The sequence below is a fragment of the Peribacillus sp. NPDC060253 genome, assembly GCF_042727425.1.
Classification (GTDB): Bacteria; Bacillota; Bacilli; order Bacillales; family DSM-1321; genus Peribacillus.
This window is the reverse complement of sequence record NZ_JBHXAS010000119.1, coordinates 1-14,263: the sequence shown is the minus strand read 5'-3', so window position 1 is coordinate 14,263 and position 14,263 is coordinate 1. Positions and strand designations below refer to the sequence as shown.

Genomic DNA, 14,263 nt, shown 5'->3' with positions numbered 1-14,263 from the left:
GTACACTATAAGTGCCATAGCAATGAAATAAGCTGGATATGATTTTATTACTGGCCAAATATTTATATTTCCCAAATTATTTAAAATTTCAAAAATTGGGATCAAGGAAACTAAAAAAACTCCAATGTAGCGTAACGGATTAAAAAAGATTTTTTGCACAGAATAACCTCCAAAATTAAGATAAATACAGTTTACTAGGTTGATAGTCTAAAACACAATATACTAAATAAAAAGAATTCGTATGTAAGAAAACACACCTACTTGAGTATGTTTTTTTTTTTGCTCAAATACAGAGAGAGTTAAAAGGGGGCAATGGACATTGGAGGGAATTGATTTGAAAAAACAAGGTCCAAGAGCATGAAGAAAAGTTTAAAGAAGTTGATTTAGAGCTTGAGAATCATCGGCAACAACTATTGCAGCTAAAAACAAAACGATGAAAAATACCAGCAGGATGCATCTCTTTTGAAGACAAACCTCGCCAAATTACAATCTGGACAAAGTAGCTTGGAACTGACTGTCATGAAAGGGAACGAATCAACCAGAGATTTAATTAATGGGAATAAAGTGATTACGAATAAATTGCTCGATCATGTGATTGGTAAGGATGCTCAAGAGCACCAGTCAGATATTGAAACACGAAAATAAAAATGGGAAATCGTCGGCAAGGTCAGTACGATCCTACTCGGTTCAAGTGGAATTCTATATACAGTTTTTCAAGCATAAGGATTTGAAATATCTGTGTTTAATAAACATACCATTGATGCGTTATTAAACTTTTTATTTTAAATTTCATAAAAAAGGGTGAGAAATTAATAAAATGTATGTAGAATTAGAGGAATGCATAATCAGAAGTACAGTATATCTGCAATCGCAAGAGAATTAAGATATATCGAGAAATACGGTAAATAAGTACGTAAAGAAGACAACCCGATGAAATGGCAGAGTGGACGGCATCAACCCTGACAAGAAAAAAGAAATCAGACGAACACTAACAAATAATCTTTCATTGGTTAAGAGAATATCCAGATCCACCAATGGGGAAATAAATTCAATTTGATTTTGGTTTATGACCGTTAAAAACAAACAAGAAAAACCTGTTAAATTAGTCTTTATTTTATTTGTATTAGCCAATTCAAGATATAAATATGTAGAGTTTCAAAATTGCTGTCATCATCAGTGCTAAAATACCCAATATCAACGGTTTAATATTCCTAAAAAAAAAACAGATAATCATCTTATCATTTAATAGAGTTGGAGTGTTTGATTCCTTTTTTGAAGAAATTCAGGCCATGGGTTACGAGGGGAAAACAACTATTCTCGGGAGTTCGTTAAACTCTATCGGGTTCAGACAAAAAACAAGCCACAGTAAGATATGAAACTCCACTAGGAATGCTAGCTCAGATTTATTGAGAGGATGTAGGCATGTATGAGGTGGATGGCAAGCTTCAAAAAGTGTATGCATTCATAATAATTTTTAATTTTAAATTATTCGAGAATGAAATATGTAGAAATTTACTACGGATATGAAATTAGGAATACTGATAAATGTCATATTAATGCCTTTGTCTACTTTAACGGTCTGCCAGAACAGATTCCATAAGGCAGTAGTCACGAAGCATAGTCCGGTTGAGATTCGTTTTAATCGAACCTTTGAGGATTTACTAGCCTTTTATGGGATCGATCCAAAAGCGTGTAAACCTCATCGTGCTCAAACCAAGGGATAAGCGGAAAGAACGGTTCTGTATCTAAAGAATAATTTCTTCAAAGAAAGCATGAATCTACATTGCACACTTTAAATTATTATTATATTCGTCATTGGCTGGATTACACGGCCAATCAAAAGGAAATCAATCGACTAATGAATTGTATCCTTCTTTGATGGGCTCTAATCCCCATCCTACAGCCAAGTGTGTCTTCCCAGAACATGCGTCCTAATAATATTAAGTTGAAAATATGTTCAATCCACGCTAATAATTAGTTCAAACCTTGAAAACCATGGGATTACAAGGAAGTCACAAACAAGAATAAAACGAATGAAGCACAGTTAGTCATTATTGATGATTTAATGTACCCGCTTTGGATTCAAGAGTTTTTTCAATTAGATTTGTATAACCATTCTTCCATCATATTGACGTCCAATCGCTCTCCAAAGGAATGAACTGAGTTACTAGGAGGTGATGTTGGCGTAGAGACAACCATACTAGATCGTTTAATACATTAGCAGAAATTGTTCATATGACAGATCCAAGCTATCGAATGCGGCATCACCAAACTAATTTTAATGAAGAAGGTTTTCAAAATTAATGAGTGAAAGTGTTCAAATGTACTTGACAATTACATCTACCAAATTCATTTTTTTCCATACAATTACCTTACCCAGTGTTGTATCGAAGTAACGAAAACCGATGTGTTAGATGAATTTTGTCTATTGACTGTCGTTCCGTAGTCGTGATTAAATAAGCTTTTATTCCCTTAAGAAGTGAAGGTGTTATTTGTAAAACGTACATAGTAGGTGTTGTTAATCCTTATTGAGAAAAAAGGTTTGGTCGCCTATCAGTTTATATCCAAGCTCATTTCATTGCAATCTAATTCAACATAGCTTGCTCTTATTTTAACACTTGGTTTATTGATATTGAGCGCTTGGTCGAATACGTAAAAGCTATATACCTCTATTTAAACAGAGGGCAGTTTTTATTCCATGTCATTTCTATTGTTAATGTCGATGCCAATCGCTATAAAGAGTCAGTTACACCGAACTAATTTAAATATTTTTTGATTGTCGTTTAATTGCTTGCAAAATAAAATCTTACATCAACCATAGGATGGTTAAATGGAGTATACTTATATAATGAATTAGTATACGATTAGGTGTTGTATTATTATTAAGTAAGAAATTAACTAATATAGGAATGAACCAATATGTGGTAAAGAAATAAATATTTTTTCTTTCCATAATCGAAATGAGGGATTAAAGTGACAATACTAGTAACTGGAGGCGCTGGCTATATTGGAAGTCACGCAGCAGTAGAACTTTTAAAAAGTGGCTATAATATTGTAATAATGGACAACTTGTCAAATAGTAATTTCGAATCAATCAATCGGATTAGGGAATTAACTAGCAAGGAATTTCCTTTTTATAAATGCGATTTATTAGATCGTGATGAGTTGGTCACTATCTTTAAGAATCATGATATTGAAGCTGTCTTGCACTTTGCAGGACTTAAAGCGGTTGGTGAATCAGTGGAAATTCCATTAAAATATTATCATAATAATATAACAGGGACTATAAATCTTTGTGAAATAATGGCAAAGCACGATGTAAAAAAACTCGTCTTTAGTTCATCGGCTACAGTGTACGGAAATCCTGATAGAGTTCCAATTGATGAATCATTTCCAGTGTCTGCAACCAATCCATATGGACGTACAAAATTGATGGTTGAAGAGATTTTACGAGATTTGCAAGTTTCGGACCCCACTTGGAAGATAGCTTTATTACGTTACTTTAACCCAATTGGTGCTCATAAAAGTGGAAGAATTGGGGAAAATCCGAATGGAATACCAAATAACTTAATGCCATATATCACACAGGTTGCAATCGGTAAAAGAGAAAAGCTTTCTGTTTTCGGAAATGACTATGAGACTCACGATGGTACAGGAGTTAGGGATTTCATTCATGTGATCGATTTAGTAAAAGGGCACTTGAAAGCCCTACAATACTTGGATAGCAATGAAGGAGTTGAAACTTTTAATCTGGGCACCGGTACTGGATACAGTGTTCTGGATTTAATCAATACTTTTAGCTTAGTCAATAAGAAAGAGATTCCTTATCAATTTATGGAAAGACGACCTGGCGATATATCAATATGTTATGCAAATCCAACAAAAGCTGATAAAGTCCTTGGCTGGCGTGCAGAGAAGGATCTAAAAGAAATGTGTAAAGACTCGTGGAAATGGCAAACAGATAATCCAAATGGGTATGATAAAACAACTTATTAAAGTTACTTAGCGAAATGAGGCAATTATAAAACAGCCTTTAGGCTACCATGTTTCCAAATATTTTGGAGTTTGGTAGCCTGATTTTTTCTTTAATGTTTAACATCTTTATGATCACCAACGGTTTCTTTCCCCATTTTCATGGAATAAAAATTTCCATTTAATCAGATAGTTTCAAAGGTATTGCCATATGGGTAACCTCAGTTAACGGAAGAGTTTTATAACTCGTTCTTCATTTATAGGATTGCTATCGCCATTAATGGGATTAAATGTAATGATTAGTGAATGAGCCGATCAATGACTTTCTCCTTAAGATTAGTTCCCCAAAGACATATTCCATTGACCAAACTGTAGATTCGTTATAATAATAATACTCTTGGTCTAATAACAAATAGAAATGACTTGAAATAATAATAATTCTGCCCCCCTGTTTATATATGGGGATGTAACCAAGTTTATTCAAAATCAATTTTGAATGGGGCTTCCCCAAAGTCCACTTGTGCCGAGCCAGTTCGACTCAAGTAGTAAAGTTGCTTGAGTCGCTTCATCTAATTGTTCTTTCTTACGCTTTGATATATAACTCCGAACTGTCTGATCAGGACCTTTAAAATCTAGCTCTTCCCTTAATTGTTCCCACATTCTCTTAGCTGTTCTATGAAATTTCCTTTTTTTGTTTAAAATCCTCCAGGAGCTAATCATCAACGATATGCTTAACTGAATCCATAACCGGTGAAGGTCTGTTTTGTTCGGACTTGATCTCTGGGCTGAAATCCTCCTGATCGCATACTTCTTTACTGTTTTAGAATCTATCTCTGTTTTTTTGTAAATTCCGAGTAATTAATTATCTTTTTGTTTGCTTCATGTCTGATATAATTTATCTCGGCTCTTGCCGACATCTCCTTAAAATCTCCTGAGACTTTACCCCAACAGGAAGTGTATTGATTTTCAGGATGTTGGCAAGTGGCTTTTTTAATTTGTGCAGCGCCTACGGCACCGCACAAATTAAATGCCATAACCTACTTTTTTTATGATGCCATCTTAAACACCACTGAGTAGATAGAAGTGAAAACTGTATGGTGAAATAAAAGATAAATAGACCAATAGTAATGAAATTATTGAATTTTAAGTTAATTAGTAGTCTGAACATATTGACATAGGTATATAAAATGGTAACATTACTATAACATTTGTTATACCATAAGTTCTTAAGAAGATTATAAATTTTAATGATTAATAACACCAATCTTTCAATGGAAATGAGTATAAAAATGCAAATCACAATTTTCAGTATATAATACTTAAAATTCCTTACCTATGGTTAGATAGTGTTAAAACTTATAATGAATTGGAAAATTATATTGGTGAATGATGGATCACAACTGACAAAAGTGTTTTTTTTTTCAATATTGTCAAATAGATAAAAGGTTTTATTGCTATACATAAAGATAATGGTGGAGTTACCTCTGTAAGGAATACTGGTTTAAAAGTAGCAAAAGGATAATACTATCGCGTTTGTTGATTCAGTCATTGGGTTGACCCTTGTTTGTTTAAAAAGTTATATCAATTAATAAAAGAGAATCAAGCAGATATTTTAATGTGCGCTTACATAATTTACAATTTCTAACCACTTTTCAATATTTATTTAAGATAACTGCCCATTGATTATTTATTTTGAAACATTGAAATCCAAAAAAGGTTCTTTTATACAATATATCTTATTATTTTCAAATGCTATTTAAGTTATTTAAATGACAAAAATGATTGATATTGCAATGCACCCTATTGTATATCCTACAAAATAACAAAGGAAATATCCAAATTAACTTTTCGAGAGGGAACAATAAAAGTAAGGTGCTCAGTTATGTAGTGAAAAAATTACTTCTATAATGGTAAAATACTGATTCCTCCTTGTTAAATCTTAAGAACGCTGTTATTCAACATTTAGGGAAATGGCATATAAAAGGAGAAAATGATGGATAATAATTACACTCTTGATTTGTCTAGTCTATCCAAAGAATTAAGGCTATTACTAGAGATTTTGAAGACGGAAGACTATGATAGTGTAGGTCTATTAAAAAAAGAATTAATAGATATTAACTGGGGTGAATTCCTCCAATTGGCTATGCATCATCGCGTTTATCCCTTAATTTATACTAAACTGAAAAAAGCTGATGATAATCGGATACCTCCGTATATTATTCAAACCTTGTACAAAGAATTCAAAAAAAATACACTTCAAATGCTTCTCTTAAGTGGAGAGATGGAACAAGTTAGTGAATTGTTTACTGAAAATCAAATTCGTCTTCTTTATTTGAAAGGTCCGGTAATTGCTGCTGATATTTATGGGGATATTTCCCTACGAACTTCTAAGGATTTAGATATTCTAATTTCAATAACCGATTTAAAAAGTGCAGAAGAACTCCTTCTTAGTATTGGTTACGAGAAAGAGGTTGTTCCAAATTTTTTAAACGAGTGGAAATGGAGGAGACACCACGTTGTTTATTTCCATCCTCAAAAGAATATCCAGCTTGAATTACATTGGAGGTTTCAATCTTTTCCAATGAAGGAACCAAAATTTAATGAATTATGGGAACGGAAAAGGGTAAGTACTCTCACAAGTTATCCTGTTTATTTTTTAGGGAAAGAGGATTTGTTATTATACCTAATTTCACACGGTGCTCGTCATGGGTGGTTTCGCCTTCGTTGGTTGCTAGATATAGACCAAATGTTAAGAAAAGGATTAAAGTTGGAAGATATTAATTCACTTATTGGTAAATACCAAAACCGTAAATTAGTTGGACAGGCTCTAATTTTAGCTTCGGAGCTATTAAAAACTCACATGAATGAAGGTTGGGAAAAGTTAACAGAAGGAACAGATTCAAAAAAAATAGCACAAAATGCTATAGACTTCATCAAAGGAACTGAATCTTTAGAAACCATTATGTCAAGCGAATGCTATCAAAATTATTCCTTATCATTAAAGTCAAATCTACAAAGATTCTTCGTCTTTTTGATTTTGTTTTATCCCAACTCTGCGGATCCGATGACATTGCGAGTGCCTAAACCTCTTCATTTTTTATATTTTCCATTACGCCCGTTTTTAGTGGTATGGAGAAAGACAAGGAAACCCTCATAAAAATATATTTTGTTAAAAAATGTAGGTTTATATTAGATATAATGAAAATAGCTATTAATTCACTAAAAGCATTCACTTTTAAGTAAAGAGTGGATGCTTATTTTTCTATCTTCATAACTGGATAGAAATATATATTGCAGAAATTTATTGAATAATTAACAAAATGAAAGATTGATTAATACCGGGAAAGGTATTCTTGGTATGTATATGGGAATAAAAGTTATTGACATAGGTATAAATATATGGTAAATTTTGCTTATGTGTTTCGCTATAAAGAACAAAAATTTTGTAAGATAGTACCAAGCACAAGATTATTTCATACAACAACTAAATATTAATTTTATCTCGTTAATAAACAAAAGACTATTTAATTCAAACAATCTAGGCTATAAAAAGTATGGTAAACTGGAAAGAAAAATATATTACAGAAATTTATCGAATAATTAACAAAATGAAAGATTGTTTAATACCTGGTTAGATATTTTGGGTATGTAATTGGGAATAAAAATTATTGACATAGGTATAAATAAATGGTAATTTTAGCTTGTTAAATTCTTTATAAAGAACAAAAATTTAAAAAGGTACCAAGGACAAGATTATTTTATACAACAACTAAATATTAATTTTATCTCGTTAATAATCAAAAACTATTTAATTCAAACAATCTAGTCTATAAAAAGCATTGAAAAATACTAAAACTAGAATACGGTTAATGTTTTTAATATTCGTAGAATTGTATGATATCAAAACTCTAAGAAACTTTTATAGATATATATAAGCAAGCAGGGGGAAAACATGAGTGCTATAACCGGTATTTATCATTTGAATGAAGAGCCTGTAAATCTCCAGTATGGTCGTAATTTAATGACGGCTTTACAGAAATATCCTGCTGATTCTATCCAAATATGGCATTCAGAAAAGGTTTTTCTCGGTTGCCACGCCCAATGGATTACTCCTGAATCTGTAGGTGAACAGCTTCCGTACCACGATTCTGAAAGGCAGTGTACAATCACAGCTGACGCTATTATTGATAATCGTGAAGAATTATTCGACAAACTACATATTAGTAAAATTGATAGAAGTATTCTAACTGATAGTCAACTTATTCTATTAAGTTATCAAAAATGGGGAGAAGAAACTCCTAAGCATTTAATCGGTGACTTTGCATTTATGATTTGGGATCAGAAGAAAAGAAAGTTATTTGGGGCAAGAGATTTCGCAGGGAGTAGAACGCTTTATTATCACAAAAATCATGAGAAATTTGCTTTTTGTACAACTATTGAACCTCTTCTTAAATTACCATATATCGAAAAAAAACTGAATGAGCAGTGGTTAGCGGAGTTTTTAGCAATTCCAGGGATGAATGATACTGTAGATGCTTTTTCAACAGTCTATAAAAATATAGATCAAATACCTCCCTCCCATACAATATCAATAGTAGAAAATAAAGTAATGCTTTCGAGATATTGTTCCGTAGTAGATAGTGAGAAATTGCACTTGAAATCAAATAACGAATACGAAGAGGCTTTTAGAGATGTTTTTCAAAGGGCAGCTACTTCGAGATTACGTACACACCGTAAAGTGGGAGCCAATTTAAGCGGTGGATTGGATTCAGGATCGGTTGTCAGCTTTGCTGCAAATACCCTCCGAAACCAAAATAAAAAATTATATACCTTTAGCTCTATCCCTATTGATGAATTTGATGATTGGACCCCAAAACAACGATTAGCAGATGAGAGTCCACTTATTAAATCTACAGTTAATCATGTTGGAAATATCAATGCTAAGTATTTAAAGTTTGAAGGCCAAAGCTCATTATCAGTACTAGATGATTGGCTAGAAATAATGGAAATGCCCTATAAGTTTTTTGAAAATTCTGTCTGGGTGAAGGGGATATATGAAGAGGCTAACAAGCTTGGAATAGGAGTATTGTTAAACGGTGCAAGGGGGAATTTTACAATTTCTTGGGGACCGACTTTTGATTACTATGCCTTATTATTAAGAAAAATGAGATGGATCCGCCTTTATCATGAAGTAAATTCTTATAGCAAAAATATGGGAGTAAAAAGATCGAGAGTAATGAAAGTGATTGGAAAAAAGGCTTATCCTTTTCATCCTAATATCAAAGCAAATAATCAAGATGATTCGCCATTATTAATTAATGATGATTTTGCTCGGAGAACTAAAGTTTTTTCTAAACTAGAGGAACAAGGAATCAATATAATGGGCGTTAATCCTATAAATATTAATGAGATTAGGAAAAATCACTTTAGTTATCTGAATATGTGGAATACAACGGGAACAAGTGGAACTAAATTATCCTTGCTGTATTCATTACAGGGACATGACCCTACGAATGATTTACGAGTTATTCAATTTTGTTTATCCCTTCCTTTGGAACAATTTGTGCAGAATGGTTTAGATCGATCACTCATTAGACGATCCACAAAAGGGTATTTGCCTGATGACATTAGATTAAACCAGAAAACTCGGGGAGTACAGGGTGCAGATACCATTGCTAGAATGCTCCCAAACTGGAATGCATTTATTGGTGAAGTGGAACAGCTTAGTCAGGATCCGATTATAGCTAATTTTTTGAATATGGGAGCAATTAAGAAGGCACTTAACAAGTTTCGCACAGAACCCCAGCCTAATGTTGCCTTTGATTCTGAATTTAGAATTTTAATGAGAGGTTTAATTGTTTATCGTTTTATTAAAAGGCTATGTTTATGATGATGGTTGAAAAAAGAATCAACCATATAGTTTAACAGAGCCTATTAAATAACCTCATTAAAAGGAGGTGACAAAAATGAAAAAAGAATGGCAAACTCCAAAAGTAGAAGTACTTAACATTAACATGACTATGGGAGGTCCTGGTATAACCATCCCTGATGGTGTGCAGAATGATCCAGATGAAATGGTTCACCATAGTTAATTAAAGATTTGATTGTTTTCCCCTAGTAATAACTGCCCTTATACAATTTTTAAGGTATAAGGGCTTTGATTAATTTTTCTAGTATATGGAGTGAAAGAGATGGTAGAGATTGTACAAAATTTAGGTTATAGAGCTTTCGGATTGAACCTTTTTAGTGAAATACCCCTTCCTGAAGTACCCAGACTCGGAATTTCCAAGGACATGACCGATGTGGAAATTGAATACGGGGATTTATCAGAGCTTTGGGAGAAGCAAGTTCTTTTGCCAAAACAAAAATATGTTGTTGAGGATTATATGGTTATGTTTCAAGTTCCCGGCATTGCCATATTTAAGATTCAAGAAGGAAAGAAAATTACCGTTTCACCTATATCAAATTCTGATGAGGATCATATTCGACTATATATTCTTGGAACATGTATGGGGATTATCTTACTTCAGAAAAAAGTGATACCTTTACATGGAAGTGCAGTAAATATCAATGGGAAGGCATATGCGTTCGTTGGTGATTCAGGAGCTGGAAAATCAACACTTGCTGCGGCCTTTTTAAAAGAAGGATTTCAACTTTTAAGCGATGATGTTATCCCTGTTTCTCTATCAAAAGACAATAAACCCTTTATAACGCCCTCATATCCACAACAAAAACTATGGCAAGAAAGTTTACAAGCTTTTGGAATAGAAAAGAAAGATTACCAGCCTTTATTTGAAAGGGAAACAAAATTTGCTGTACCAGTTACGTCTAGTTTTTCAAATGAACCTTTACCATTAAGCACTGTATTTGAATTAGTAAAAACAGAGCATGGAGAAGTTACACTACAAAAAATAAATCAACTAGAACGTTTCCGAACTTTATTCTGTCATACATATCGTAATTTTCTAGTCCCACGATTAGGCTTAATGGAGTGGCATTTTATGGAGTCGGTAAATATTTTAAATAAAATCCATATGTATCAATTGCATCGGCCTAACACAGGATTTACAGTCAATAATCTTGTATCTCAAATATTAGAAAATATAAACGAGGAGGATTCTATATTTTGAAAACACAACTAATTACGTTAGAAAAAGCAATTGTACAAAGAGAGGGTAACATCGCAAGTGACATGGATGGAGAAAAAGTGATGTTAAGTGTTCAAAAAGGAAAGTATTATAATTTAGGTGAATTGGGTGGAGAGATATGGGATTTAATGAAGGAGCCCATTACGATTCAAGAGTTAGTTACAACATTAAAGTCTCAATATGATGTAGCTCAAACCGAGTGTGAGGAACAAGTGACGGACTTTATAAATCAATTGTTAGAGCAAGGCCTAGTTAAAATAGAAGATAGAATCAATTCCTAGTATCATGAATTTCTAGCTCTAGGAGGAAACAATGAATATCACAAAGAAAGCTCGTAATTTTCTTCGATTGAATTATAAAACAAAGCTGCTGCTTATTGAGGCCTTTTTACATTTAGGTAGAGCCCGCTATCTTAAGAGCATCTCATTTTCAAAAGTTGCTCCTTCACTAGGTGAACAAATGAAAGAGACATCATATACATCTAGTTCATCGAATAAAGAGGTTTTAGCCAGTATATCACGAGCTATTCATATTATGAGCCGCTATACTTTTTGGGAAAGTCAATGCCTTGTAAAGGCAATGGCTGGCATGAAAATGCTGGAGAAAAGAAATATTGATAGTACTCTTTATTTAGGTACAGCTAAAGATGAGAATGGAGAACTCATTGCACATGCTTGGCTACGTAGCGGTCCTTTTTATATAACCGGTGCTGAAGTGATGGATAGGTTCACTGTCGTTTCTAAATTCGCTAAAGAGAACAGTATTGGAAAGCTGGAAGAAGAAAAATCTAGTTAACGTTCTCGATACAAAGGGGGAACGTTTAACTCGATCTCCTTCGGCAACGCTTGTTTATATTAGAGAGTTTATAAATAAACAAATCCCTATTTCTACGAATCACCAACCCCATTCGTATTCTATTCTATCCATTAGGTAGAAGCTCTTATAAACCTACAATGTGCCCCAATGCCTTTCCTTCAAATGTCGTAACTTAGCAATATTGCAAAATGCTCTGTAGACATTCGGGATAACGAACAAACAAGCTCTGTGATAGGAGGATATGGTTTTGAAGCATCTCTTGCATTTTACCAAGCGGATACATGATTATTCGGGGAAAATTCTATATATCAATCTTATTTGTATGATTTTAATAGGTTTTTTAGAGGGTATAGGAATTTTCTTATTAATCCCGTTGATTGGATTGACCGGTATTTTAGATATTAGTACAGAGGAAGTTCCTTTTTTAAGTTGGGTTAATGAATTATTCATAGGAATTCCTGAAACGATTAGTCTTATATTGATACTGGGAGTTTACGTAATTTTAATGGTAGGACAAAGCATTTTTAAGCGGAATCAAACAATCTTAGGAGTTAAAATCCAACAAGGTTTTGTTAGACATTTAAGAGATGAGGCTTATGAAGGTTTGCTGCAAGTAAATTGGGGGTTTTACCTAAAAAAGAGGAAAACTGATATCATCAACATCATGACAAATGAAACCTTCAATGTGAGTGTAGGTATTAATTTATTCTTACAGTTCTTATCTTCTCTTATTTTTACTTTCATTCAAATCGTTATAGCACTTTATCTATCCGTTACAATGACTAGTTTTATCTTAGTTTTTGGATTAATCCTAATTTTCTTCTCCAGGAAATTCATCAAAAAGTCTCAGTCTTTAGGAAAAGAAACCTTTCAACTAACACAAACATATTTAGCGGGTATTACGGATCACCTTAATGGAATGAAGGATATCAAAAGTAATTCATTAGAAGATTCTCATTTAAGGTGGTTTCTTTCCTTAACTGAAAAAATGGAAAAAAACAGAATTAAGTTAACTACATTAAATACAACTTCTCAAATGATCTTCAAAATTGTTTCTTCATTTTTAATTGCGATTTTTGTGTTTTTTTCAATAAAAATGTTCATGGCCCAGCCAGCACAATTAATGTTGATAATGGTTATTTTTTCAAGGTTATGGCCAAGGTTTACAAGTATCCAATCTAATTTAGAACAAATAGGATCTACTCTTCCATCATTTAAAGCATTGTTAGAATTACAAAATGAATGTAGGGAAGCAAGAGAGTTATATGATTCAGATTATAAAAATAGTAAGTTCATCGAAATAAAAAATGGGCTAGATTGTCGTAATGTCTACTTTAAGTATAATCAAAATGAAAGTACGTATGCACTTAAAAATATATATGTACACATACCATCTAACCGTATGACGGCTATAGTAGGACGATCAGGGGCTGGAAAAAGTACTTTAATTGATATATTAATGGGATTAAATCAACCTGATCGGGGAGAGGTCAGTATTGATGATATTCCACTTACTAGTGATCACTTATTATCACTAAGGAAATCAATTAGTTATATACCGCAGGATCCATTCTTATTTAATGCGACTATACGGGAAAATTTGATGATTATTGACCCTAATGCAAGCGATAAATCCATTTGGGAGTCTTTGGAGTTCGCTGCTGCTGCTGATTTTGTCAGTAAGCTTCCACAAGGTCTTGATACACTCATTGGTGATCGAGGTGTTCGACTGTCAGGAGGAGAAAGACAGCGACTTGTATTAGCTCGAGCTATTTTACGTAAACCATCTATCCTTGTCTTAGATGAGGCAACAAGTGCCTTAGATACGGAAAATGAAGCGAAGATCCAAGCCGCTATCGAAAGACTAAAAGGAACCATGACCATTATTGTCATTGCTCATCGGTTATCGACGATTCGTAATGCGGATCAAGTATTGGTTATGGATCAGGGAGAAATTATTCAAGTCGGTGAATATAAACAACTAGCGAGTGAAAAAAGAGGGATGTTTAGCAATTTACTAGGTATCCAAATAGAATCCAGTATGTGATTCTCTAATAAAATCCGATTTGTCGACCTTTCTTTATAACATTGGCTAGACACTATATGAAAATGAAATAAATTAACATTACTACAATAAAAAATGGTATTTCAAGCATTTTTAATTGATATAAATAACGAAAGGTCCGTTGATGTTATGAAGTAACCAGCTTTTTTCTTATGAATAGGTTTAACGTCAGGGTTATATGACATAACAATGCATAAGTTAAAAAAGAATAGAAATAAAAAAATGAATTTCTATTATGTGAATTAATCAATCAAATAATGGG

At 33.0% G+C, this 14,263-nt stretch carries 10 protein-coding genes; 9 read left to right on the top strand and 1 reads right to left on the bottom strand.

The annotated features are described in order from the left end of the window. Nucleotides 1-462 precede the first annotated feature (462 nt). Nucleotides 463-645 carry a hypothetical protein gene (locus tag ACFWE9_RS21985; protein WP_377358789.1) on the top strand — a complete coding sequence of 61 codons (183 nt, stop codon included), beginning with the start codon at nucleotides 463-465 and terminating at the stop codon, nucleotides 643-645. A gap of 2,328 nt (nucleotides 646-2,973) precedes the next feature. Then, nucleotides 2,974-3,996 (top strand): UDP-glucose 4-epimerase GalE, encoded by a 1,023-nt coding sequence (gene galE, locus ACFWE9_RS21980; protein WP_377358787.1) that lies wholly within the window; start codon nucleotides 2,974-2,976, stop codon nucleotides 3,994-3,996. 462 nt (nucleotides 3,997-4,458) lie between these two features. Here galE and ACFWE9_RS21975 read toward each other — a convergent pair whose 3' ends face one another. Further along, a complete protein-coding gene (locus ACFWE9_RS21975) occupies nucleotides 4,459-4,632 on the bottom strand; it encodes a hypothetical protein (RefSeq protein ID WP_377358785.1) in 174 nt (57 codons plus the stop codon). Nucleotides 4,633-5,965: 1,333 nt separating this feature from the next. Here ACFWE9_RS21975 and ACFWE9_RS21970 point away from each other — a divergent pair. The 7 genes from ACFWE9_RS21970 to ACFWE9_RS21940 all read left to right on the top strand — a co-directional run bounded on the left by ACFWE9_RS21970 (nucleotide 5,966) and on the right by ACFWE9_RS21940 (nucleotide 13,983). Then, nucleotides 5,966-7,129 carry a nucleotidyltransferase domain-containing protein gene (locus ACFWE9_RS21970; protein WP_377358783.1) on the top strand — a complete coding sequence of 388 codons (1,164 nt, stop codon included), beginning with the start codon at nucleotides 5,966-5,968 and terminating at the stop codon, nucleotides 7,127-7,129. Nucleotides 7,130-7,924: 795 nt separating this feature from the next. Next, nucleotides 7,925-9,862: a lasso peptide isopeptide bond-forming cyclase gene (locus ACFWE9_RS21965; protein WP_377358781.1), complete on the top strand. Its 1,938-nt coding sequence runs from the start codon at nucleotides 7,925-7,927 to the stop codon at nucleotides 9,860-9,862. Between the two features lie 76 nt (nucleotides 9,863-9,938). Next, complete coding sequence (locus tag ACFWE9_RS21960) at nucleotides 9,939-10,064, top strand: paeninodin family lasso peptide (RefSeq protein ID WP_377358779.1); 126 nt, start codon at nucleotides 9,939-9,941, stop codon at nucleotides 10,062-10,064. A 99-nt stretch (nucleotides 10,065-10,163) separates the two neighbouring features. Next, nucleotides 10,164-11,102: a phosphoenolpyruvate carboxykinase (ATP) gene (locus tag ACFWE9_RS21955; protein ID WP_377358777.1), complete on the top strand. Its 939-nt coding sequence runs from the start codon at nucleotides 10,164-10,166 to the stop codon at nucleotides 11,100-11,102. Continuing rightward, complete coding sequence (locus ACFWE9_RS21950) at nucleotides 11,096-11,401, top strand: lasso peptide biosynthesis PqqD family chaperone (protein ID WP_377358791.1); 306 nt, start codon at nucleotides 11,096-11,098, stop codon at nucleotides 11,399-11,401. The genes ACFWE9_RS21955 and ACFWE9_RS21950 overlap by 7 nt, the downstream gene beginning before the upstream one ends. A gap of 31 nt (nucleotides 11,402-11,432) precedes the next feature. Further along, the gene (locus ACFWE9_RS21945; protein WP_377358775.1) at nucleotides 11,433-11,915 is read left to right on the top strand and encodes a lasso peptide biosynthesis B2 protein; all 483 of its coding nucleotides are present in this window, start codon (nucleotides 11,433-11,435) and stop codon (nucleotides 11,913-11,915) included. Nucleotides 11,916-12,183: 268 nt separating this feature from the next. Continuing rightward, nucleotides 12,184-13,983, top strand: a complete 1,800-nt coding sequence (locus ACFWE9_RS21940; RefSeq protein WP_377358773.1) for an ABC transporter ATP-binding protein — start codon at nucleotides 12,184-12,186, stop codon at nucleotides 13,981-13,983. Nucleotides 13,984-14,263: the final 280 nt, after the last annotated feature.